The sequence below is a fragment of the Streptomyces sp. Act143 genome, from assembly GCF_003143935.1.
Classification (GTDB): Bacteria; Actinomycetota; Actinomycetes; order Streptomycetales; family Streptomycetaceae; genus Streptomyces.
This window is the reverse complement of record NZ_QFRX01000001.1, coordinates 5,082,951-5,104,279: the sequence shown is the minus strand read 5'-3', so window position 1 is coordinate 5,104,279 and position 21,329 is coordinate 5,082,951. Positions and strand designations below refer to the sequence as shown.

The 21,329-nt window shown below is 71.0% G+C and carries 21 protein-coding genes, 1 tRNA gene and 1 pseudogene; 14 read left to right on the top strand and 9 right to left on the bottom strand.

Features of this window, described 5'->3' with window-relative positions:
• Positions 1-7: 7 nt before the first annotated feature.
• From DI272_RS23100 to DI272_RS23090, 3 genes are read right to left on the bottom strand one after another with little or no spacing between them, the layout of a single operon-like run.
• Positions 8-769 (bottom strand): RNA methyltransferase, encoded by a 762-nt coding sequence (locus DI272_RS23100; RefSeq protein WP_109497191.1) that lies wholly within the window; start codon positions 767-769, stop codon positions 8-10.
• Entirely contained in the window at positions 766-1,962 is a 1,197-nt protein-coding gene (locus DI272_RS23095; RefSeq protein ID WP_109497190.1) for an HTTM domain-containing protein, read from the bottom strand. Before DI272_RS23095 ends, DI272_RS23100 begins: the two co-directional genes overlap by 4 nt.
• Positions 1,959-2,972, bottom strand: coding sequence for a DUF5819 family protein (locus DI272_RS23090; protein ID WP_109497189.1), 1,014 nt, complete (start codon positions 2,970-2,972; stop codon positions 1,959-1,961). Before DI272_RS23090 ends, DI272_RS23095 begins: the two co-directional genes overlap by 4 nt.
• Before the next feature lie 280 nt (positions 2,973-3,252).
• On the opposite strand from DI272_RS23090, the gene paaA reads away from it, so the two are divergent.
• The 6 genes from paaA to DI272_RS23060 all read left to right on the top strand — a co-directional run bounded on the left by paaA (position 3,253) and on the right by DI272_RS23060 (position 8,118).
• The gene (gene paaA / locus DI272_RS23085; protein WP_109497188.1) at positions 3,253-4,248 is read left to right on the top strand and encodes a 1,2-phenylacetyl-CoA epoxidase subunit PaaA; all 996 of its coding nucleotides are present in this window, start codon (positions 3,253-3,255) and stop codon (positions 4,246-4,248) included.
• Positions 4,245-4,532: a 1,2-phenylacetyl-CoA epoxidase subunit PaaB gene (gene paaB, locus DI272_RS23080; RefSeq protein WP_073944895.1), complete on the top strand. Its 288-nt coding sequence runs from the start codon at positions 4,245-4,247 to the stop codon at positions 4,530-4,532. Before paaA ends, paaB begins: the two co-directional genes overlap by 4 nt.
• On the top strand, positions 4,529-5,251 hold the full coding sequence (gene paaC, locus DI272_RS23075; protein WP_109497187.1) for a 1,2-phenylacetyl-CoA epoxidase subunit PaaC: 723 nt from the start codon (positions 4,529-4,531) through the stop codon (positions 5,249-5,251). Before paaB ends, paaC begins: the two co-directional genes overlap by 4 nt.
• On the top strand, positions 5,245-5,766 hold the full coding sequence (gene paaD / locus DI272_RS23070) for a 1,2-phenylacetyl-CoA epoxidase subunit PaaD (RefSeq protein ID WP_109497186.1): 522 nt from the start codon (positions 5,245-5,247) through the stop codon (positions 5,764-5,766). The genes paaC and paaD overlap by 7 nt, the downstream gene beginning before the upstream one ends.
• Positions 5,766-6,827, top strand: a complete 1,062-nt coding sequence (locus DI272_RS23065; protein WP_109497185.1) for a 2Fe-2S iron-sulfur cluster-binding protein — start codon at positions 5,766-5,768, stop codon at positions 6,825-6,827. Before paaD ends, DI272_RS23065 begins: the two co-directional genes overlap by 1 nt.
• A 157-nt stretch (positions 6,828-6,984) precedes the next feature.
• Positions 6,985-8,118: an acyl-CoA dehydrogenase family protein gene (locus tag DI272_RS23060; protein WP_109497184.1), complete on the top strand. Its 1,134-nt coding sequence runs from the start codon at positions 6,985-6,987 to the stop codon at positions 8,116-8,118.
• 32 nt (positions 8,119-8,150) lie between these two features.
• Here the strand turns inward: DI272_RS23060 and DI272_RS23055 are convergent, their stop codons facing one another.
• The 6 genes and pseudogenes from DI272_RS23055 to DI272_RS23030 all read right to left on the bottom strand — a co-directional run bounded on the left by DI272_RS23055 (position 8,151) and on the right by DI272_RS23030 (position 12,085).
• The gene (locus DI272_RS23055; protein ID WP_109497183.1) at positions 8,151-8,498 is read right to left on the bottom strand and encodes a rhodanese-like domain-containing protein; all 348 of its coding nucleotides are present in this window, start codon (positions 8,496-8,498) and stop codon (positions 8,151-8,153) included.
• A gap of 254 nt (positions 8,499-8,752) precedes the next feature.
• Positions 8,753-9,598 carry a J domain-containing protein gene (locus DI272_RS23050; protein ID WP_375138058.1) on the bottom strand — a complete coding sequence of 282 codons (846 nt, stop codon included), beginning with the start codon at positions 9,596-9,598 and terminating at the stop codon, positions 8,753-8,755.
• Between the two features lie 49 nt (positions 9,599-9,647).
• Positions 9,648-10,121 carry a hypothetical protein gene (locus DI272_RS23045; RefSeq protein ID WP_109497181.1) on the bottom strand — a complete coding sequence of 158 codons (474 nt, stop codon included), beginning with the start codon at positions 10,119-10,121 and terminating at the stop codon, positions 9,648-9,650.
• Between the two features lie 31 nt (positions 10,122-10,152).
• Positions 10,153-11,586: a DUF2252 domain-containing protein gene (locus tag DI272_RS23040; RefSeq protein ID WP_109497180.1), complete on the bottom strand. Its 1,434-nt coding sequence runs from the start codon at positions 11,584-11,586 to the stop codon at positions 10,153-10,155.
• A gap of 183 nt (positions 11,587-11,769) precedes the next feature.
• Positions 11,770-11,841 (bottom strand): annotated as a pseudogene (locus tag DI272_RS45455) (transcriptional regulator); the annotation flags it as partial.
• Positions 11,842-11,998: 157 nt separating this feature from the next.
• Positions 11,999-12,085: transfer RNA gene (locus DI272_RS23030), tRNA-Leu, on the bottom strand.
• Between the two features lie 426 nt (positions 12,086-12,511).
• Here DI272_RS23030 and DI272_RS44590 point away from each other — a divergent pair.
• The 8 genes from DI272_RS44590 (at position 12,512) to DI272_RS46245 (ending at position 21,313) form a co-directional block, all read left to right on the top strand.
• The gene (locus DI272_RS44590) at positions 12,512-12,658 is read left to right on the top strand and encodes a hypothetical protein (RefSeq protein ID WP_181387288.1); all 147 of its coding nucleotides are present in this window, start codon (positions 12,512-12,514) and stop codon (positions 12,656-12,658) included.
• Positions 12,646-13,518 (top strand): DUF3662 and FHA domain-containing protein, encoded by an 873-nt coding sequence (locus DI272_RS23025; protein ID WP_109497179.1) that lies wholly within the window; start codon positions 12,646-12,648, stop codon positions 13,516-13,518. Before DI272_RS44590 ends, DI272_RS23025 begins: the two co-directional genes overlap by 13 nt.
• A gap of 10 nt (positions 13,519-13,528) precedes the next feature.
• Positions 13,529-14,044 (top strand): FHA domain-containing protein, encoded by a 516-nt coding sequence (locus DI272_RS23020; RefSeq protein WP_109497178.1) that lies wholly within the window; start codon positions 13,529-13,531, stop codon positions 14,042-14,044.
• Positions 14,045-14,139: 95 nt separating this feature from the next.
• Positions 14,140-15,708 carry a Stp1/IreP family PP2C-type Ser/Thr phosphatase gene (locus DI272_RS23015; protein ID WP_109500988.1) on the top strand — a complete coding sequence of 523 codons (1,569 nt, stop codon included), beginning with the start codon at positions 14,140-14,142 and terminating at the stop codon, positions 15,706-15,708.
• A 16-nt stretch (positions 15,709-15,724) separates the two neighbouring features.
• Positions 15,725-17,161, top strand: coding sequence for an FtsW/RodA/SpoVE family cell cycle protein (locus DI272_RS23010; RefSeq protein WP_109497177.1), 1,437 nt, complete (start codon positions 15,725-15,727; stop codon positions 17,159-17,161).
• Positions 17,158-18,633, top strand: coding sequence for a penicillin-binding protein 2 (locus tag DI272_RS23005; RefSeq protein WP_109497176.1), 1,476 nt, complete (start codon positions 17,158-17,160; stop codon positions 18,631-18,633). The genes DI272_RS23010 and DI272_RS23005 overlap by 4 nt, the downstream gene beginning before the upstream one ends.
• A 169-nt stretch (positions 18,634-18,802) precedes the next feature.
• On the top strand, positions 18,803-20,776 hold the full coding sequence (pknB, locus tag DI272_RS22995) for a Stk1 family PASTA domain-containing Ser/Thr kinase (RefSeq protein ID WP_109497175.1): 1,974 nt from the start codon (positions 18,803-18,805) through the stop codon (positions 20,774-20,776).
• Between the two features lie 126 nt (positions 20,777-20,902).
• Positions 20,903-21,313: a peptidase inhibitor family I36 protein gene (locus DI272_RS46245; protein WP_109497174.1), complete on the top strand. Its 411-nt coding sequence runs from the start codon at positions 20,903-20,905 to the stop codon at positions 21,311-21,313.
• The last annotated feature ends 16 nt before the right edge of the window (positions 21,314-21,329 follow it).

Here is a 21,329-nt window from a genome sequence, read left to right as displayed (position 1 = left end):
CGAAGGCCTAGAAGTCCGCCGTGAGGCTCCAGTGGTACAGCGTCATCGCCACGCTGGTGGCGAGGTTGTAGCTGGACACCTGGGGTCTCATCGGCAGCGCCACCAGATGGTCGGCACGCGCGCGCAGCTCGGCCGACAGCCCGCTGCGCTCCGAGCCGAACGCGAGGACGGCGTCGTCCGGGAGCTTCACGCCCCGGATGTCGTCGCCTTCCGGATCGAGGGCGAACAGCGGCCCCGGGGGCAGCTCCTCGACCGTGACCCGCTCCACCGCCGTCGCGAAGTGCAGCCCCGCGCCCCCGCGCACGACCGTGGGATGCCAGGGGTCGAGGGTGCCCGTGGTGACGACACCGGTCGCCCCGAAACCGGCCGCCAGCCGGATCACGGCCCCCGCGTTGCCCAGGTTGCGCGGATTGTCGAGGACCACGACGGGGGCGGGGCGGGGGACACGGGCCAGCGCCCGCAGATGGGCCGCGCGCGACGGCCGTACCGCCAGGGCGGCCACCCCCGTGGGATGCGGACGCGGCACGAGCTTCTGGTACGTCGCCGGCGCCACCTCCGTCAGCAGCGCGTCCAGCGATCCGCGCGCGTCGGGAGCCAGCTCGTCGGCGAGGGCGAGGGTGGCCGCGCGGTCGGTCGTGACCGCCACCGGCACCTCGGCCCCGAAGCGAAGCGCGTGCTTGAGCGCGTGGAAACCGTCGAGCAGCACGGCGGAGTCGGCGAGCCGGCGCCAGAGGGCGAGACGGTCTGCGGGGTCCGCGGGGTCGGTCATGCCGTGAAGCCTACGTGCGTCTCCTCGGCGTTCTCGGGGGCGCGGGGCGGCGGCAGCGGCGTACGGTCGCGCCGCGCCGTCAGCCGCGCACGCGCGCGTGCCGCCCAGCCGCCCATCCGGCGCAGGAAGGACGTCGGCAGGAACACCGCGTCGGCGGCGATCATCGCCAGGGAGAAGAACGGCAGCCCGAGCACGACCGCGATCACCGCGTGCTCGGTCATCATGGCCGCCAGCAGGACGTTCTTGACCCGCCGGTTGAACAGCGTGAACGGGAAGGCGACCTGGACGGCGACGGTGCCGTAGGTGATGAGCAGCACCATCACGGCGCTGGACGAGAGGGCGTCGGCGAGGCCCGGCCAGGGCGAGAAGTAGTCCAGGTGGAGCGGGTAGTAGACGGCGGTGCCGTCCTGCCAGCGCGAACCCTGGATCTTGTACCAGCCCGCGGTCGCGTAGATCAGACAGGCCTCGGCCATGATCACGAGCAGGGCGCCGTTGTGCACCATGTTGGCGATCACGTCCAGCAGGATGCGCGGTTGGTCGGTCCGCGCCAGCCGTTCCACCGCCCACCACACGCCCAGCGACAGCCAGAGCACCCACAGCAGCGCGGGGACGAACGGGTCGCCCTCGAAGAGCCGGCCCGCGCCCGTCGCCGCGATCAGCATCAGGCCGAGGACGACCCACAGGGCGGGCCCGACCCGGTCCGGAGCGTGCTCCCCCCGCGCGCGTGCCCGGCGCGCGTCCAGCGACCACACCTGCCCGCAGCGCGTGAACACCAGGTAGATGCACATCAGGTGCAGGACGTTGTCGCCGCCGTCGCCCATGAAGATGCTGCGGTTCTGCAGCGAGAGCACACCGACCATGAACAGCACGGACATCGCGCGGGTGCGCCAGCCCAGCAGCAGCAGAGCGCTGGACAGCACGGCGAGACCGTAGACGAGCTCGAACCAGACCTGTCCGTCGGACCACATCAGGGCCGAGAAGGCACCATTGCCCGCGATCAGCTGCTCGGCGAGGTCCCAGTCCCAGGGCCCGTCGGGACCGTACAGCTCCTGGCGGTGCGGGATCTCGCGCAGCAGGAACAGCAGCCAGGTCGCGCTGAAGCCGATGCGGACCACGGCGGACTGGTACGGGCCGAGCGCCGACTCGGTGATCCGGGCTATGGCCCGGGAGACCGCAAGGGAGAACCGGTTCACCGGGCACCTCCCCCATGGTCGGCCGAGGTGACCGGCCACCAGGGCAGTTCGCGGTGGGTGGGCTTGTCCGAGACCTGCTCCTGGCTCCAGTCGGGCGGCCGGACGTTCGTGGACACGGACCGCACCTGCACCCGCTCGACGCTGCCGCCCGGCCCCGCCGCGCCGTCCCGGTCGAGCCGCATCAGCACGATCCGGCGCAGATACGTCTCGGACAGCGCGCCGCGCAGCCCGACGGGCCGGTTGTCGGGGCCGTGCGTGGCGGTGAAGAAGTCCCAGGCCCGGCGCAGCTCGTTCTGCTGGGTGTGGCTGGGCAGCAGATTGCCGTCGATGGCCCGGCCGTCCTCGGCGGACAGGTCGTACCAGCCGGTGGTCCGCAGGGTGCCGTCCCCGGTGAGGACCTGGGCGCGCACCTGGACGGCGATGTTCTGCTGCAGCGGGTTCGGCGCGAACAGCTTCCAGTTCTGCTCGAACTCCGGGTAGATCCAGTCGTCGATCGCCCTGCCGTGCTGCTTGGTGACCGCGTTCGCGGGCGCGACGTGCAGGAAGGTCACCCCGAGATGCACACAGACGGTGACCGCCACGACCGCGAGGGCCAGCGCGGCCCCGATCTGATAGCGCAGGGACAGCGCGGCGACTCCGCTGCGGGGGTCGGCGCCGACAGGACCTGAGGGCGAGTCGTACGGGCCGTACGAAGGCTGCTCGTACGGCCCGTACGAAGGCTGCGGTCGCGGAGCAGCCGTGACGGCAGGTGAGGGCTGCGGGCGCGGGGGAGCCAAGTCAGCGGGGGAAGGCTGCGGGCGCGGGGCTGCCGAGCCGGCGGGGGAAGGCTGCGGCCCCGTGGCAGCCGGGTCCGCGGTCGAGGGCTGGTCGAGCGACGGCTGAGGCCGTGCGGGAGCCGGGTCGGCGGACGAGGGCCGCGGTCGCGGGGGAGCCGGGTCCGCGGGCGCCTCGGAAGCGCGCGGCCCGTCGGGCCCGTGGCGGGCCTCCGAGCCTGTGTCGTACGCGTCCATCACGCCCCGTTTCCCGATGTCCGGTCCCTGTTCTCCGGCCGCCCGGCCGTCCGCGCCCGCCGCTGCGTTCGGCGCTCGCACGCGAACGGTACTCAGGCCCACCCGCCGGGCACAGCCCACGAGCCGCGCCCCTGCCCGGCGGCCCACGTCGTCCACAGGCACCCCGGCAGGTTATCCACAGCGGTTGACACCTTACGGCGCCCGGCACACCATGGATGCGACGAACCGAACGATCGGTCGGGAACTTGCTCCGGGCAGGGACCGGGGTCGAGGGGGCCACATGGCAACAGCAGCACAGGCGTACGACAGGACGGACACCGCCGGCCAGGACGCGTACGAGCGCGCCTTCGACGCCGCCGTGGCCGCCGACGAGCGCATCGAGCCACGCGACTGGATGCCGGACGCCTACCGCGCCACGCTGGTCCGCCAGATCGCCCAGCACGCCCACTCCGAGATCATCGGCATGCAGCCGGAGGCCAACTGGATCACGCGCGCGCCGAGCCTGCGCCGCAAGGCCATCCTGATGGCCAAGGTCCAGGACGAGGCCGGGCACGGCCTGTACCTCTACAGCGCGGCCGAAACCCTCGGCACCAGCCGCGACGAGCTGCTCGACAAGCTGCACTCCGGCCGCCAGAAGTACTCCTCGATCTTCAACTACCCGACGCTGACCTGGGCCGACGTCGGCGCGATCGGCTGGCTCGTGGACGGCGCCGCGATCACCAACCAGGTCCCCCTGTGCCGCTGTTCCTACGGCCCGTACGCGCGCGCGATGGTCCGCATCTGCAAGGAGGAGTCCTTCCACCAGCGCCAGGGATACGAGCTGCTGCTCGCCCTGAGCAAGGGCACCCCCGAGCAGCACGCCATGGCGCAGGACGCGGTGGACCGCTGGTGGTGGCCGTCGCTGATGATGTTCGGCCCGCCCGACGACGAGTCCTCGCACTCCGCACAGTCGATGGCCTGGAAGATCAAGCGGCACTCCAACGACGAGCTGCGCCAGCGCTTCGTCGACATCTGCGTCCCGCAGGCCGAGTCCCTGGGCCTGACCCTCCCCGACCCGGACCTGAAGTGGAACGAGGAGCGGGGGCATCACGACTTCGGGCCGATCGACTGGACCGAGTTCTGGGACGTCCTCAAGGGCAACGGCCCCTGCAACGAACAGCGGATCACCCAGCGCACGCGCGCCCATGAGGAGGGCGCCTGGGTGCGGGAGGCGGCAGCGGCCTACGCCGCCAAGCACAGCCACGGAACGGGCGGAACGGGAGAACAGCAGGCATGACGAACACCGACTGGCCCCTGTGGGAGGTCTTCGTGCGCTCGCGCCGGGGCCTCTCGCACACCCACGCCGGCAGCCTGCACGCGCCGGACGCGGAGCTCGCCCTGCGCAACGCCCGCGACCTGTACACCCGCCGCGGCGAGGGCGTGTCGATCTGGGTCGTCCCGTCGTCCGCGATCACCGCGTCCTCCCCGGACGAGAAGGACCCGTTCTTCGAACCGGCCGCCGACAAGCCGTACCGCCATCCCACGTTCTACGAGATCCCGGAGGGGGTGAAGCACCTGTGACCGTCGACGTGACCACGCACGCCGCCGCCCTGGCCCTCGGCGACGACGCCCTGGTGCTCTCCCACCGCCTCGGCGAATGGGCGGGCCACGCGCCCGTGCTGGAGGAGGAGGTCGCCCTCGCCAACATCGCGCTCGACCTGCTGGGCCAGGCCCGCGTCCTGCTGTCGATGGTCGGCGACGAGGACGAACTGGCCTACCTGCGCGAGGAGCGCGCCTTCCGCAACCTCCAGCTGGTGGAGCAGCCGAACGGCGACTTCGCCCACACCATCGCCCGCCAGCTCTTCTTCTCCACTTACCAGCACCTGCTGTACGCCGAACTCGCCGCCCAGGACGGCCCGTTCGCGCCGCTAGCCGCGAAGGCCGTCAAGGAGGTCGCCTACCACCGCGACCACGCCGAGCAGTGGACCCTGCGGCTCGGCGACGGCACGGACGTCAGCCGGGAGCGGATGCAGCGGGCGTGCGGCGCGCTGTGGCGGTTCACCGGGGAGATGTTCCAGCCGGTGGAGGGCCTGACGGTCGACGGGGCGGCCCTGGAGGCGGCCTGGCTCGCGTGCGTCACGGACGTCCTGGGCCGCGCCGGTCTCACCGTCCCCGAGGGGCCGCGCACGGGCGCGTGGACGGCCGGAGCGGGCCGGCAGGGCCTGCACACCGAACCCTTCGGGCGCATGCTCGCCGAGATGCAGCACCTGCACCGCAGCCACCCGGGGGCGTCATGGTGACCGCGACCCCGCTGGAGGCGGAACTGCTGGAGATCGCCGGCGCGGTACCCGACCCCGAACTGCCCGTGCTCACCCTGCAGGAGCTCGGCGTCGTCCGCGCGGTGCACGCCGACGGCCCCGACACCGTCGAGGTCGAACTGACCCCGACCTACACCGGCTGCCCCGCCATCGAGGCGATGTCCCTCGACATAGAGCGCGCCCTGCACGCCCACGGCGTCCGGGACGTCACCGTCCGCACCGTGCTCACGCCCGCCTGGTCGACGGACGACATCTCCCCCGAAGGCCGCCGCAAACTACGGGAGTTCGGCATAGCGCCCCCGCGCCCGCAGCGGACCGCCGGCCCGGTCCCGGTGTCCCTGAGCGCCACCCGCACCCTCGCCCCGCCCCCCGTCCACTGCCCGCACTGCGGCTCCGCCGACACCGAGCTGCTCAGCCGCTTCTCCTCCACCGCCTGCAAGGCGCTGCGCCGCTGCCTCGCCTGCCGTGAACCGTTCGACCACTTCAAGGAGTTGTGATGGCCCGCTTCCACGCGCTCCCGGTGGCGGCGGTCGACCGGCTCACCGACGACTCCGTGGCGCTCACCTTCTCCGTGCCGCCGGAGCTCGCCGAGGCCTACCGCCACGCCCCGGGCCAGCATCTCGCCCTGCGGCGCACGGCCGACGGCACGGAGATCCGCCGCACGTACTCCATCTGCTCCCCGGCTCCGCACGGCGGCGCGGCGCCGCGTCAACTCCGGGTCGGGGTACGGCTGGTGGAGGGCGGCGCGTTCTCGACGTACGCGCTCAAGGAGATCAACGTCGGCGACGAGGTGGAGGTGATGACCCCGGCGGGCCGCTTCACGCTCGCCCCCGCCCCCGGGCTGTACGCGGCGATCGTCGGCGGCAGCGGCATCACCCCGGTGCTGTCGATCATGTCGACGCTGCTCGCGCGGGAGCCGGACGCCCGGTTCTGCCTGATCCGCAGCGACCGTACGGCCGCCTCGACGATGTTCCTGGACGAGGTCGCCGACCTGAAGGACCGCTACCCCGAGCGGCTTCAGCTGGTGACGGTGCTGTCCCGGGAGGAGCAGCAGGCGGGCCTGCCGTCCGGACGGCTCGACCGGGAGCGGCTGACCGGGCTGCTGCCCGCACTGCTGCCGGTGGCCGACGTGGCGGGCTGGTTCCTGTGCGGCCCGTTCGGGTTGGTGCAGGGCGCGGAACGGGCCCTCAAGGAACTCGGCGTGGCACGCACCCGCATCCACCAGGAGATCTTCCACGTCGACGCGGGCACCCCGGCCGCCCCGGCCGCCCCCGCGCCCGCGCACAGCACGGTCACCGCCCGGCTCGACGGCCGTGGCGGCACCTGGCCCGTCCAGGACGGCGAGTCCCTCCTGGAGACGGTCCTGCGCAACCGCCCCGACGCCCCCTACGCCTGCAAGGGCGGGGTGTGCGGGACCTGCCGGGCCTTCCTCGTCTCCGGCGAGGTCCGCATGGACCGCAACTTCGCGCTGGAGCCGGAGGAGACGGAGGCCGGTTATGTGCTGGCCTGCCAGTCGCATCCGGCGACGGAGACGGTGGAGCTGGACTTCGACAGATAGCCACCGCCGGACGCCCGCGGCCGTCAGGCGGGCACCGCCGCCCCGTTCCCTTCTTCTAGAACCTGTTCTATCTTGACGGTCCGTCAGCTCGGCGGCCCGGTCGACGGGCTGCCTCGTCGACCGGCCACCCGTCGGACGGGCAGGAAGGACAGGGACCGTGGACTTCAGCTTCACCGAGGAGCAGCAGGCGGCGGCCGAGGCGGCGCGGGGCGTGTTCGCGGACGTCGCGCCGGACGCGGTGCCCAGCCCGGCACTGGCCACGGGGGCCGTCGCCGACCACTTCGACCGGGCCCTGTGGACCAGGCTCGCCGAGGCGGACCTGCTGAGCCTGCTGCTGGCGGAGGAGCACGGCGGGGCGGGGCTGGACGCCGTCGCTCTGTGCCTGGTGCTGAGCGAGTCGGCGAAGGTGCTCGCCCGGGTGCCGCTGCTGGAGAGCAGCGCCGCCGTGGCCGCCGTACAGGCCTACGGCACCGAGGAGTTGAGGTCCGCCCTGCTGGAGCGGGCCGGGCGCGGGGAGCTCGTCCTCACGGTCGCCGCGAGCGGCCGCACCGGCCACGACCCGGCCGAACTCGCCGTGACGGCACGGCGGGAGGGCGCCGACTGGCTCCTGGACGGGACGCAGACGGCGGTGCCGTGGGCGTACGACGCCGACCTCGTCGTCGTCCCCGCGCACACGGCGACGGGACATGCGGTGCTCGCGCTGGTGGCGCCGGAGCAGGACGGGGTGGGTCTCGCGGAGCAGTTCTCCACGACGGGGGAGCGGCTGGGCGAACTGCGCCTGGAGTCGGCGCGGATCGCGGCGCGGGACGTGCTCGACGCGGACGGCGCCTGGGACTGGCTGCGGCACCTGCTGGCCGTGGGGACCTGTGCGCAGGCACTCGGCCTCGGCCGCCAGGTGCTCAAGATGACCAGCGAGTACACCGGCAAGCGGGAGCAGTTCGGGTTCCCGGTGGCCACCTTCCAGGCGGTCGCCGTGCAGGCCGCCGACCGCTACATCGACCTGAAGGCCATGGAAGCCACCCTGTGGCAGGCGGCCTGGCGGCTCGGCTCCGGGACGCAAGGGACGCTGCCCGTGTCCGGTGAGGTCGCGGTCGCCAAGATCTGGGCCTCGGAGGGCGCCCGGCGGATCGTGCAGACGGCACAGCATCTGCACGGCGGCTTCGGCGCCGACGTCGACTACCCCCTGCACCGATACCACGCCTGGGCCAAGCACCTGGAGCTGTCGCTCGGCCCGGCAGCGGCCCACGAGGAGACCCTCGGCGACCTGCTGGCGGCCCACCCGCTGGGCTGACGCCCGTCACCCGCCCGGGCCGCGGACCGCGCCTACAGCACGAAGGCGGGCGAGCCGTTGTCCGTCACCATCGGCCGGCCCGCGCCCTCCCAGGCCAGCATGCCGCCGTCGATGTTCACCGCGTCGATGCCCTGCTGCACCAGATACTGCGTCACCTGCGCGGAACGGCCGCCGACGCGGCACATCACATAGGCCCGCCGGCCATCGGCGACCGCCTCGGTGACCTCACCGAACCGCGCCACGAAACCGCTCATGGGAACGTGCAGGGCGCCCTCCACATGCCCGGCGGCCCATTCGTCGGCCTCACGGACGTCCAGGACGAGGGCGTCGGCCGGAACACCGGCGACGTCGACCGAAGGCAATGCAGCACCAAAACTCATGGCCCGAGGCTACCTGAGCACACCAGACACCCCACGGCCCAGCACCCACCACCACAACGCGGGCACGCCCGAACCTCCCCGGCGGCCCAGCACCCACCACCACAACGCGGGCACGCCCGCCACCCACTCGTCGGCCCAGCAGCCCGGCGCCTCGCCACCCGCGCCCAGCCCCTCCGCGCCCGCAGAGCGGCCCCCGGCCGGGGCGGCCACGCTCCCGGCAGGTGCCCACCGACGCCGACAACGCCCCCGCGGAGCTACTGCCCCAGCAGCTCCGCCAGCTCCCGCTCCCGCTCCGCGACCTGGGCGAGCAGTTGCTCGGCGATCTCCTCCAGGAGGCGGTCCGGGTCGTCCGGGGCGAGGCGCAGCATCGCACCGATCGCGCTCTCCTCCAGCTCCCGCGCGACGACGGTCAGCAGCTCCTTGCGCTGGGCGAGCCATTCGAGGCGGGCGTAGAGCTCCTCGCTCTCCGACGGCCCCTGCTCCGGCGGCTTGGGCCCGGCCGCCCACTCCTCGGCGAGCTCCCGCAGCAGCGGCTCGTCACCCCGGCCGTAGGCGGCGTTGACGCGGGTGATGAACTCCTCGCGCCGGGCCCGCTCGGTCTCGTCCTGGGCCAGATCGGGATGGGCCTTGCGGGCCAGCTCGCGGTAGAGCTTGCGGGCCTCGTCGCTGGGCCGCACCCGCTGCGGGGGCCGCACCGGCTGGTCCGTGAGCATCGCGGCGGCCTCCGGGAACAGCCCGTCGCCGTCCATCCAGCCGTGGAACAGCTCCTCCACGTCCGGCATCGGCAGCACCCGCGCCCGGGCCTCGTCCGCCTTGCGCAGATCCTCGGGGTCACCGCTGCGGGCGGCCCTGACCTCGGCGATCTGCGCGTCCAGCTCATCGAGCCGGGTGTACATGGGCCCGAGCTTCTGGTGATGCAGCCGGGAGAAGTTCTCGACCTCGACCCGGAAGGTCTCCACCGCGATCTCGTACTCGATCAGCGCCTGCTCGGCGGCCCGCACGGCCCGCTCCAGCCGCTCCTCGGGCCGCGGCGCACCGTCCTCGGGCACCGCCCGCGTCCCGCCGGCGACACCACCCTGCTCAGCTTCCGGGGTCGTCACCCGACCAGCGTAGGCCACGGCCGGGGCGGCCCCTCCGACACCGTGTACGTCAGCTCTCCCGGGCGTCCGGGCAGTCCGCCGGCACCCACCGCGCCGCGAGGTCCCGGCACGCGACGACCAGTGTCCCCGGCCGGCAGGCGAGCTCATGGGTGCAGCCGCCGTCGTACGGCAGCACCTCGTCCAGGATGACCTCCCCGAGCGCGGCCACGTCGCAGCCGTCCAGGACGTCCACCTGGAACCGCGAGACCCCCTCGTACCGGACGAGCAGATCCTCGTCGTGCTTCCAGCAGTTGTGCCCGAGGCGGAGCTCGATCTCCTCGTCGCCGATCCGCCGCACCGCCAGCGGCTTGAGGTCCTTCACGCACCGCCTGCCGGAAAAGTCGTAGTGCCCCGGGTCGGTGGCGAACGCGCGCGCCCCCGGCGGCAGCCCCGCCGCCAGCTCGGGCAGCCTCGCCAGATAGGGCCGCGGGTCGAGGACACCGGTGACGTCCCCGTCCCGCCCGTCGAGATCGACGTACTTCACCCGCCGGCCCCCAGCCCCTCGACGCGTCCCCTCACACCCCCGTCTCCCCCGCGATCCGCCCGGACCGCACCGCGGCCACCAGCTCCGCGTGGTCCGCCTCCGTGCGGTCCGCGTAGGCGACGGCGAACGTCGCGATCGCCTCGTCCAGCTCGTCGTTCTTGCCGCAGTACCCGGCGACCAGGCGCGGGTCGGCGCTGTGCGAATGGGCGCGGGCCAGGAGCGCGCCGGTCATCCGGCCGTAGTCGTCTATCTGGTCGGCGGCGAGTGCCGCGGGGTCGACGCTGCCCTTGCGGTTGCGGAACTGTCGTACCTGGAAGGGACGGCCCTCGACCGTCGTCCAGCCCAGCAGGATGTCGCTGACGACCTGCATGCGCTTCTGCCCGAGAACCACCCGCCGGCCCTCGTGCCCGACGGCCGGCGCCTCGAACCCGGCGGTCGCCAGGTGCGGCAGCAGCGCCGAGGGACGGGCCTCCTTCACCTGGAGGACCAGCGGTTCACCGCGGTGGTCCAGGAGCAGGACGACGTACGAGCGGGTGCCCACGCTGCCCGTGCCGACCACCCGGAACGCCACGTCGTGCACCGCGTGGCGGGCCAGCAGGGGCAGCCGGTCCTCGGAGAGCGTGTCCAGGTACTGCTCCAGGGACCCGGCCACCGCCGCGGCCTCCGCGTCCGGCACCCGCCGCAGCACCGGCGCCGCGTCGACGAAGCGACGCCCCCCGTCCTCGGTCGGCTCGGTCGACTTCGCCGCGAACCGCCCGCTGGTGTTGGCCCGCGCCTTCTCCGAGACCCGCTGCAACGTGCCGACCAGGTCATGGGCGTCGGTGTGGGAGACGAGCTCCTCGTCCGCGATGGCGTTCCACGCGTCCAGCACAGGCAGCTTGGCCAGCAGCCGCATGGTGCGGCGGTAGGCGCCCACCGCGCCGTGCGCCGCGTGGCGGCAGGTGTCCTCGTCCGCGCCCGCCTCGCGGCCCGCGAGCACCAGCGAGGCCGCGAGCCGCTTGAGGTCCCACTCCCAGGGGCCCGGCACCGTCTCGTCGAAGTCGTTGAGGTCCATGACGAGGTCGCCGCGCGCGTCCCCGTAGAGACCGAAGTTGGCCGCGTGGGCGTCGCCGCAGATCTGGGCCGCGATCCGGGTCATGGGGGTGCGCGCCAGGTCGTACGCCATGAGGCCGGCCGAGCCGCGCAGGAAGGCGAAGGGCGTGGCCGCCATCCGTCCGACGCGGATCGGGGTGAGCTCGGGAAGGCGTCCGCGGCTGGACTCCTCGACCGCGCTCACCGCGTCGGGGCGGGAGCCGTCCAGGTCGAGCTCGGCGTGCGCCCTGCGCGGGACCTTGGCCCGCAGCGACTTGCCCTCCTCCTTGGGCGAACCCTGCGCGGGCCACGCGGCGAAGCCGCGCGTGCGCGGCAGCCTGCGCCCCGCCCCGGCGGAGACCTCCGCCACCGCTTCTGCACCGACCTCGGTCACACCGACCGCCTCCCCCGAACCCGTACGCGCCCGAACATCAACTCGTCCAGACCGTACAGCCGGTGCCCGAAACGCGTCAGACCCTGTGGACAACTCCACAGCTGTGGAAAAGGCCCGCCACGACCTCTGCCGGAGCGACCGCTCGGCAACTTCCCCAGGCGCCCACTCCGGCAGCTACCGCCCGGCGAATTCGCTGAGGCGATCGGACAGCATCCGTTCGCTGAAGCCGGGGCTCGCCCGGCGCAGATCGACGAAGCTTGCCGCCCCCACGCAGACCGACGAAGCACGCCGTCCCCGGCCGCACATCATGTGATTGTCCTCACCACGGCCGCCCCCGCGCTGTGCGCGCACAGCGGAGCGCAACCGGACAACGCGAAAGCCCCGCAGGTCCAAGACCTGCGGGGCTTCCAGCTGGTGCGCGAGGGGGGAGTTGAACCCCCACGCCCTTGCGGGCACTGGAACCTGAATCCAGCGCGTCTGCCTATTCCGCCACCCGCGCATTGGGTGTGTCCTCGGGCCCCGTTCCCTTTCGGGCCTGGCGCCTTCCGACACCCAGAACATTAGCACGCTGGCCGGGGTGGATTCACATCCCTTATCCGGGGGCAGAGGGCCACAGGACCCAGAGGTCGTCGCCTACCAGCACCGTCACCGCCTGCCCACCGAGGAGCCGCGAACCCACCCGCCCCCCCGGGCACGTATCAACGAGTACTGGTTCACGTATCAACCTCGTACCGGTCCGCCCCGTCTCCCCAGGAGCCGGTCGGGGTCCACAGTCAGGTGCGGGACACTGGTCTCCGGCCGCCTCTACGATCCTTGGCAGGAGGAGTCGCCCGCGGGAGTTCGAAGAGGAGCTCCACAGGGAACTTCGGAGGCGTCGACACCCGTCGACGGGGCCGACAGGGGGAACCAGCCGATTCACCGGCGCGTGGATACGATCAGTAAGCAGTACCAGGTGCGGCACCCGGTGCAGTACGAGGTGCGGTACCAGGTGCAGTACGGAGCAAGGCAGTACCCGCTCTGCGGGGTGCAGGACGGCAGCAGCTACGGAGGAGGTGCCCCATGGGAGTCCTGAAGAAGTTCGAGCAGCGTCTCGAAGGTCTGGTCAACGGCACCTTCGCCAAGGTGTTCAAGTCCGAGGTCCAGCCCGTGGAGATCGCCGGCGCGCTCCAGCGCGAGTGCGACAACAACGCGACGATCTGGAACCGCGACCGGACCGTCGTACCCAACGACTTCATCGTGGAGCTGAGCACGCCGGACTTCGAGCGGCTCAGCCCCTACTCCGGCCAGCTCGGCGACGAGCTCGCCGGCATGGTGCGCGACTACGCCAAGCAGCAGCGCTACACCTTCATGGGACCGATCAAGGTCCACCTGGAGAAGGCCGACGACCTCGACACCGGCCTGTACCGGGTGCGCAGCCGTACGCTCGCCTCCTCCACCAGCCAGCAGGCCCCCGGCGCACCGGGAGCCCCCGCCGCCCGCCCCACCGCACCCAGCGGCTACGGGTACCCGCCGTCGGCCGCCGCGCCCGCGGGCGCCCCGCCCATGCCGGCCGCACCGCCCCCCGGCGCACGCCCCGGCGGCTACGGCTACCCGCAGCCCGCCCAGGCCCCGCGCTCCGGCGGACCCGTCGGCGCCCCGGCGCCCGGCGGCCGCACCCGTCACTGGATCGAGATCAACGGCACCCGCCACCAGATCTCCCGCGCGACGCTCGTGCTGGGCCGCAGCACCGAGGCCGACGTGCGGATCGACGACCCCGGCGTCTCCCGCCGGCACTGCGAGATCCGGACCGGTTCGCCCTCGACGATCCAGGATCTCGGCTCCACCAACGGCATCGTGGTGGACGGGCAGCACACCACCCGCGCTACGCTCCGCGACGGCTCGCGGATCGTCGTGGGCAGCACCACCGTTATCTATAGGCAAGCCGAAGGGTGAAGCGGGGGCAATGTCAGAGCTGACCCTCACGGTCATGCGGCTGGGTTTCCTGGCCGTACTGTGGCTGTTCGTGATCGTGGCCGTGCAGGTCATCCGCAGCGACCTGTTCGGTACGCGCGTCACCCAGCGCGGCTCCCGGCGCGAGGCCAACCGGCCGCAGCAGGCGCAGCGGCAGCAGGCAGCGCCCCCGCAGCAGCGCCAGCAGAGCGCGGGCGGTCGCCGCGGCCGCAACACCCCCACCAAGCTGGTCGTCAGCGAGGGCACCCTCACCGGCACCACCGTCGCGCTCCAGGGCCAGACCATCACGCTCGGCCGGGCGCACGACAGCACCATCGTGCTGGACGACGACTACGCCTCCAGCCGCCACGCGCGGATCTACCCGGACCGGGACGGCCAGTGGATCGTCGAGGACCTCGGCTCCACCAACGGCACGTACCTGGACCGGAGCCGGCTGACGACCCCCACACCGATTCCGCTGGGCGCGCCGATCCGCATCGGCAAGACCGTCATCGAGCTGCGGAAGTAGTGCTACATCATGAATAGGCGCGAGCGGAGCGAGCACGCAGCGGCCCCCACCCCGGGCCCCGGCGCGCTCCCGACCGGAGGGTGGGCACCGTGCGGATGTATCCGGAGCCGACGGGCGAGGTGCGCATGAGTCTGTCACTGCGCTTCGCCGCCGGATCGCACAAAGGCATGATCCGGGAGGGCAACGAGGACTCCGGATACGCCGGACCCCGACTGCTCGCCATCGCCGACGGCATGGGCGGCGCCGCCGCCGGTGAGGTCGCCTCCTCCGAGGCCATCTCCACCATCGTCGCCCTCGACGACGACGTCCCCGGCTCCGACGTCCTCACCTCCCTCGGCATCGCCGTGCAGCGCGCCAACGACCAGCTGCGCTCCATGGTCGAGGAGGACCCGCAGCTCGAAGGCATGGGCACGACGCTCACCGCCCTCCTCTGGACCGGCCAGCGCCTCGGCCTCGTCCACGTCGGCGACTCCCGCGCGTACCTGCTGCGCGACGGCGTCCTGACCCAGATCACGCAGGACCACACCTGGGTGCAGCGCCTCGTCGACGAGGGCCGCATCACCGAGGAAGAGGCCACCACCCACCCCCAGCGCTCCCTCCTCATGCGCGCACTGGGCAGCGGCGAGCATGTCGAGCCCGACCTCTCCATCCGCGAAGTCCGCGCCGGCGACCGCTACTTGATCTGCTCCGACGGCCTCTCGGGCGTCGTCTCGCACCAGACGCTGGAAGACACCCTCGCCAGCTACCAGGGCCCGCAGGAGACCGTCCAGGAGCTCATCCAGCTCGCCCTGCGCGGCGGCGGCCCCGACAACATCACCGTCATCGTCGCCGACGTCCTCGACCTCGACACCGGGGACACCCTCGCGGGGCAGCTCTCCGACACCCCCGTCGTGGTCGGCGCCGTCGCCGAGAACCAGCACCAGCTGCACGACAACGGCATCATGCAGACCCCCGCGGGACGTGCCTCCGGGCTCGGCCGCCAGGTGCCCGGACAGGGCGGCGGGGGCGGCGAGTTCGGCCCGCCCGGCTCCGGCGACGTGACCGGTTTCATCTCCACCGACGGCTTCGGCGGCTACTCCGACGAGGACTTCGTCAAGCCCCGCAAGGGCCGCAAGTGGCTGAAGAGATCCCTCTACATCGCCCTCGCCCTCGGCGTCATCGGCGGCGGGCTCTACGGCGGCTACCGCTGGACCCAGACCCAGTACTACGTCGCCGCCAACGGCGACCACGTCGCCCTGTACCGCGGCATCAGCCAGGACCTCGCCTGGGTGTCGCTGTCGAAGGTGGAGAAGGACTACCCGCTGATCGAACTCAAGTACCTGCAGCCGTACCAGCAGGAGCTCGTCGAGAACACCATCGCGGAGGGCGGTCTGAAGACCGCTCAGAAGAAGATCGACGAACTCTCCGTACAGGCCTCCGCGTGCCGCAAGGTGGCCGAGGCGCAGGCGACCGAGAGCGAGAAGAACTCCAAGACCGGTGAGGGTGAGGCAGGAGGGACCACGGGAACCACCCGCTCCTCCCTGACGTCCAAGGCATCGCCCAGCCCGTCCACCTCGACCTCACCGTCCCCGAACGCGTCCGCAACCCCGACCGCGCCCACTCCCACCCCCGGCCCCACGCTCTCCGAGAAGGAGAAGCAGGTCGCGGGCAAGTGCGGTACGTGAGAGGCCCCGTCACACGATGAGCAGTACCACCAACTCGCCGACGCACCACACGTCCACGATCGGCTCGATCGGTACGCCGAGCCGACGCAACACCGAGCTCGCGCTGCTGGCGTTCGCTGTGGTCATTCCGGTTTTCGCCTATGCCAACGTGGGCCTCGCCATCAGCGACGAGCTGCCTGCCGGTCTGCTGGCCTACGGTCTGGGTCTCGGCCTGCTCGCGGGGGTCGGCCATCTCGTCGTACGGAAGTTCGCGCCGTACGCGGATCCTCTGCTGTTGCCGATGGCCACCCTGCTGAACGGACTGGGCCTGGTCGTCATCTGGCGTCTGGACCAGTCCAAGCGGCTCAGCGCCAACTACCCCGAAGCAGCACCGCGCCAGCTGCTGTACTCGGCGCTGGGTGTCGCCCTGCTCGTGGCCGTACTGATCTTCCTCAAGGACCACCGAGTCCTCCAGCGCTACACCTACATCTCCATGGCCGGAGCCATCCTCCTGCTGGTGATGCCGCTGATCCCCGGCCTCAGCGCCCCCACCTACGGCGCCAAGATCTGGATCAAGATCCCCGGCCTCGGCACCCTCCAGCCCGGTGAGTTCGCGAAGATCGCGCTGGCCGTGTTCTTCGCGGGCTATCTCATGGTCAAGAGAGACGCCCTGGCCCTGGCCAGCCGCCGCTTCATGGGCCTGTACCTGCCGCGCGGACGCGACCTCGGACCGATCCTCGTCGTCTGGGCGCTGTCGATCCTCATCCTGGTCTTCGAGACCGACCTCGGTACATCCCTGCTGTTCTTCGGGATGTTCATCATCATGCTGTACGTCGCCACCGAGCGGACCAGCTGGATCGTGTTCGGTCTGCTGATGTCCGCGGCCGGCGCCGTGGGCGTCGCCTCCTTCGAGCCGCACGTCCAGCAGCGCGTCCAGGCCTGGCTCGACCCCATGAACGAGTTCCTGCTCAGCAGGAAGGGCATCTACGGCCACACCGAGCAGTCCATGCAGGCCCTCTGGGCCTTCGGCTCCGGCGGCACCCTCGGTACCGGACTCGGGCAGGGCAACTCCGACCTCATCGGCTTCGCCGCCAACTCCGACTTCATCCTCGCCACCTTCGGCGAGGAGCTCGGCCTGGCCGGCGTCATGGCGATCCTGCTGCTCTACGGGCTGATCGTGGAGCGCGGCATCCGCACCTCGCTCGCGGCCCGCGACCCCTTCGGCAAGCTGCTGGCCGTCGGCCTGTCCGGCGCCTTCGCCCTCCAGGTCTTCGTCGTGGCCGGCGGCGTCATGGGCCTCATCCCGCTGACCGGTATGACGCTGCCCTTCGTGGCGTACGGCGGTTCGTCCGTCATCGCCAACTGGGCGCTGATCGGCATCCTGCTGCGCATCAGCGACACCGCACGCCGCCCGGCGCCCGCCCCCGCCCCGAACCCCGACGCCGAGATGACCCAGGTGGTCCGCCCGTCATGAACAAGCCCCTGCGCAGGATCGCGATCTTCTGCGGACTCCTCGTCCTGGCATTGCTCATCCGGGACAACTGGGTCCAGTACGTCCAGGCCGACGCGCTCAACTCCGACCCCGACAACCGCCGGGTCGCCATCGAGCGCTACTCCGTCCCGCGCGGCGACATCATCGTGGGCGGCAAGGCCATCACCGGGCACAAGGAAACGACCACCGGCGACTTCAAGTACAAGCGCACGTACAAGGACGGCGCCATGTGGGCGCCGGTCACCGGCTTCGTCTCCCAGGCCTACGGCGCCAACCAGCTGGAGTCCATCGAGGACGGCATCCTCACCGGCAACGACGACCGGCTGTTCTTCCGCAACACCCTCGACATGATCACCGGCAAGGACCGCGAGGGCGGCAACGTCGTCACCACCCTCAACGCCGCCGCCCAGAAGGCCGCCTACGAGGGCCTCGCCAAGCGCGGCAAGGGCGCCGTCGTCGCCCTGGAGCCGTCCACCGGCAAGATCCTGGCGCTGGCCTCCTACCCGTCGTACGACCCGGGCACCATCGCCGGCGGCAGCGACTCCGACGCCGAGGCATGGAAGAAGCTCGACAAGAAGAACAACCCCGCCGACCCGATGCTCAACCGGGCCCTGCGCGAGGTCTACCCGCCCGGCTCCACCTTCAAGGTCGTCACCGCGGCGGCGGCCCTGGAGAACGGCCTGTACAACAGCGCGGACGAAAACACGAAGTCCCCGCTGCCCTGGACGCTGCCGGGCACCGTGACCCCGCTGAAGAACGAGGGCAACATCCCCTGCAAGAACGCCACCATGCGCGTCGCCCTGCAGTGGTCCTGCAACACCGTCTTCGGCAAGATCGGCTACGACCTCGGCAACGACAAGATGCTGGACGAGGCCAAGAAGTTCGGCTTCACCGAGGAGCAGTTCACCCCGGTCCGCTCCAGCGCCTCCGTCTTCTCCGAGGACATGGCGCCCTCCGAGGTCGCGCTGTCCTCCATCGGTCAGTTCAACACCGCCGCCACCCCGCTCCAGATGGCCATGGTGGCCTCCGCGGTCGCCAACGACGGCAAGCTGATGAAGCCGTACATGGTCGACGAGCTCCAGGCCCCGAACCTGGACACCCTCGCCAAGAACGACCCGGCGGAGCTCAGCCAGCCGCTGACGCCCGAGAACGCCCAGGTCCTCCAGTCGATGATGGAGACGGTCGTCCAGAAGGGCACCGGTACGACGGCCCAGATCGGCAACGGCGTCACCGTCGGCGGCAAGACCGGTACCGCCCAGCACGGCGAGAACAACAGCAAGAACCCGTACGCCTGGTTCATCTCGTACGCCAAGCTCAGCGACGGCAGCAAGCCGGTCGCCGTGGCCGTGGTCGTCGAGGACGAGAGCGCCGTCCGCGAGAACATCTCCGGCAGCGGCCTCGCGGCACCGATCGCCAAGAGCGTCATGGAGGCGGTCATCAACTCCAAGAAGTGACCCCCATCACGCCCCCTTCACATCCGTGCACGTTGGGATACCGGTCCTGTATCGGGTGACGGGCTTGGCCAGGTCACACAAAGCCAGCCGGGTACGGTAGGCCCGGACGGCAGCCCCCGACCGCACACCAGTGCCGGTCGGGACCGACGGAGAGGGCTGGTAGGGAACTATGGAAGAGCCGCGTCGCCTCGGCGGCCGGTACGAGCTGGGCCAGGTGCTCGGTCGTGGTGGCATGGCGGAGGTCTACCTCGCGCATGACACCCGCCTCGGCCGCACCGTGGCGGTGAAGACGCTGCGCGCGGACCTCGCGCGCGACCCGTCCTTCCAGGCCCGGTTCCGCCGGGAGGCCCAGTCGGCCGCCTCGCTCAACCATCCCGCGATCGTCGCGGTCTACGACACGGGCGAGGACTACATCGACGGGGTCTCGATCCCGTACATCGTCATGGAGTACGTCGACGGCTCCACGCTGCGCGAACTCCTCCACTCCGGCCGCAAGCTGCTGCCGGAGCGGGCGATGGAGATGACGATCGGCATCCTCCAGGCCCTGGAGTACTCCCACCGCAACCAGATCGTCCACCGCGACATCAAGCCGGCCAACGTCATGCTGACGCGCAACGGCCAGGTCAAGGTCATGGACTTCGGCATCGCCCGCGCGATGGGCGACTCCGGCATGACGATGACCCAGACGTCCGCGGTGATCGGCACGGCGCAGTACCTGTCGCCGGAGCAGGCGAAGGGCGAGCAGGTCGACGCGAGGTCCGACCTCTACTCGACGGGCTGCCTTCTCTACGAGCTCCTGACGGTCCGCCCCCCGTTCGTGGGCGACTCTCCCGTCGCGGTGGCCTACCAGCACGTCCGCGAGGAAGCACAGCCCCCGTCGGTCTTCGACCCCGAGATCACGCCCGAGATGGACGCGATCGTGCTGAAGGCCCTGGTCAAGGACCCGAACTACCGCTACCAGTCCGCCGACGAGATGCGTATGGACATCGAGGCCTGCCTCGACGGCCAGCCGGTCGCGGCGACGGCGGCGATGGGCTCGGTCGGCTACGGCGGCTACCCCGACGACCAGCCGACGACCGCACTCCGCTCGACGGACGCGGGCGCCACGTCGATGCTCCCGCCGATGCCCCCGGGCGACGACGGCTACGGCTACGACGACCGCCCCGACCGCCGCCGCCAGAAGAAGAACAACACCTCCACGATCCTGCTGGTCGTGGCGGCCGTCCTGGTCCTGATCGGCGCGATCCTGATCGGGAAGTGGGCGTTCAGCGGGAACAACGCCGCGGACGACAAGGTGCCGGTACCGACCTTCATCGGCGAGACCCAGGACAACGCCAAGAAGATGGCGACCAACAGCGACCTCCAGCTGTCCTTCACCAAGAAGGAGTGCGAGGACCAGCCCAAGGGCAACATCTGCGACCAGAACCCCAAGGCGGGCACCGAGGTCGACAAGAAGTCGACCGTCGAGCTGGTGGTCTCCACGGGCGCCCCGAAGATCACCGTGCCGGACGTCGAGGGTGCTCAGTTCGAGCAGGCCAAGTCCGACCTCGAGGGCAAGGGCTTCAAGGTCGAGAAGAAGACGGAGGAGTCCGAACGGACCCCGGGCGTCGTCATCAGCCAGGACCCCGAGGGCGGCACGGAGAAGGAGAAGGGCACGACGATCACCCTCACCGTGGCCAAGGAAGTGGCGAAGTCCACGGTGCCGGACGTCGCCGGCAAGTCGTGTGAAGAGGCCAAGGCCCTGATGACGCAGAACAACCTCACCGGCAACTGCGTCACCGACACGGAGACCGACGACCCCAACCTGGTCAACAAGGTCATCAGCACCGATCCCGGCATCGGCAACTCGGTCGACAAGAACTCGACGGTGACGATCCACATCGGCAAGGCCGCTGAGAACCAGCAGGTGCAGATCCCGCAGGACATCCAGGGCAAGAAGCTGAACGACGTCAGGAACACGCTCCAGGGCCTGGGCCTGCAGGTTCAGGTTCAGGGCTCCCAGGACGGCAACGCCACGGTCGTCACCTCCAGCCCGGCCCCGGGCAGCACGGTCAACAAGGGCGACACCGTCACCCTGTTCACCACCGACCAGGGCGGCGGCAACAACGGCGGCACCAACATCTTCGGCGGCACGACCGGATAGGCAACTCGCACGGAGGACTGATCCCTTCATTACACCGAGCCCCGGTGCAGCTCTGCGCACCGGGGCTCACTTCCATCTCATTCCGCCCGTTGGCGTGCCACTACCAGCCCACCGCGGCAACCAGACATGGCCGAAACACGGAGGGTGAATGACGTCGCACTGCAAACCAAGCACGGCGACGGGAAGATGCACCTCCGGCGAGGTTCCGCACTACTCCTGACATTCGCACTTTCTGTGCCTGTCATGACCCTGACATCAACCCCCACTATGGCAGCTGCTTCCGATTGCCCGGCAGGCCCGAACAACACCTGCTACTGGTCGGATCCGGACCTGAGAGGTTACTTCGAGGGGCACACCACGGTCCGCAACGTTTGCATCAACCTCAATTCGATGACGGCCAGGTCCGCCTGGAACAGGAGCAAGTACAGGCTGACTGTCTACGAACACGCCTCTTGCACCGGTCGCTATCAGTCGACCGCCTCAGGAGGGAAGATAAACAGGGAGACGTGGCGGATCGGAGCTTTCAAGCTCACCTGACCCATTGATGGGTCGA

Coding starts and splice junctions, on each gene's coding strand:
- pknB (WP_109497175.1), top strand. CDS start 18,803: ATGGAAGAGCCGCGTCGCCTCGGCGGCCGGTACGAGCTGGGCCAGGTG.
- paaD (WP_109497186.1), top strand. CDS start 5,245: ATGGTGACCGCGACCCCGCTGGAGGCGGAACTGCTGGAGATCGCCGGC.
- DI272_RS46245 (WP_109497174.1), top strand. CDS start 20,903: ATGGCCGAAACACGGAGGGTGAATGACGTCGCACTGCAAACCAAGCAC.
- DI272_RS23005 (WP_109497176.1), top strand. CDS start 17,158: ATGAACAAGCCCCTGCGCAGGATCGCGATCTTCTGCGGACTCCTCGTC.
- DI272_RS23100 (WP_109497191.1), bottom strand. CDS start 769: ATGACCGACCCCGCGGACCCCGCAGACCGTCTCGCCCTCTGGCGCCGG.
- DI272_RS23015 (WP_109500988.1), top strand. CDS start 14,140: ATGTATCCGGAGCCGACGGGCGAGGTGCGCATGAGTCTGTCACTGCGC.
- paaB (WP_073944895.1), top strand. CDS start 4,245: ATGACGAACACCGACTGGCCCCTGTGGGAGGTCTTCGTGCGCTCGCGC.
- DI272_RS23065 (WP_109497185.1), top strand. CDS start 5,766: ATGGCCCGCTTCCACGCGCTCCCGGTGGCGGCGGTCGACCGGCTCACC.
- DI272_RS23055 (WP_109497183.1), bottom strand. CDS start 8,498: ATGAGTTTTGGTGCTGCATTGCCTTCGGTCGACGTCGCCGGTGTTCCG.
- DI272_RS23020 (WP_109497178.1), top strand. CDS start 13,529: ATGTCAGAGCTGACCCTCACGGTCATGCGGCTGGGTTTCCTGGCCGTA.
- DI272_RS23090 (WP_109497189.1), bottom strand. CDS start 2,972: ATGGACGCGTACGACACAGGCTCGGAGGCCCGCCACGGGCCCGACGGG.
- DI272_RS23010 (WP_109497177.1), top strand. CDS start 15,725: ATGAGCAGTACCACCAACTCGCCGACGCACCACACGTCCACGATCGGC.
- paaA (WP_109497188.1), top strand. CDS start 3,253: ATGGCAACAGCAGCACAGGCGTACGACAGGACGGACACCGCCGGCCAG.
- DI272_RS23025 (WP_109497179.1), top strand. CDS start 12,646: ATGGGAGTCCTGAAGAAGTTCGAGCAGCGTCTCGAAGGTCTGGTCAAC.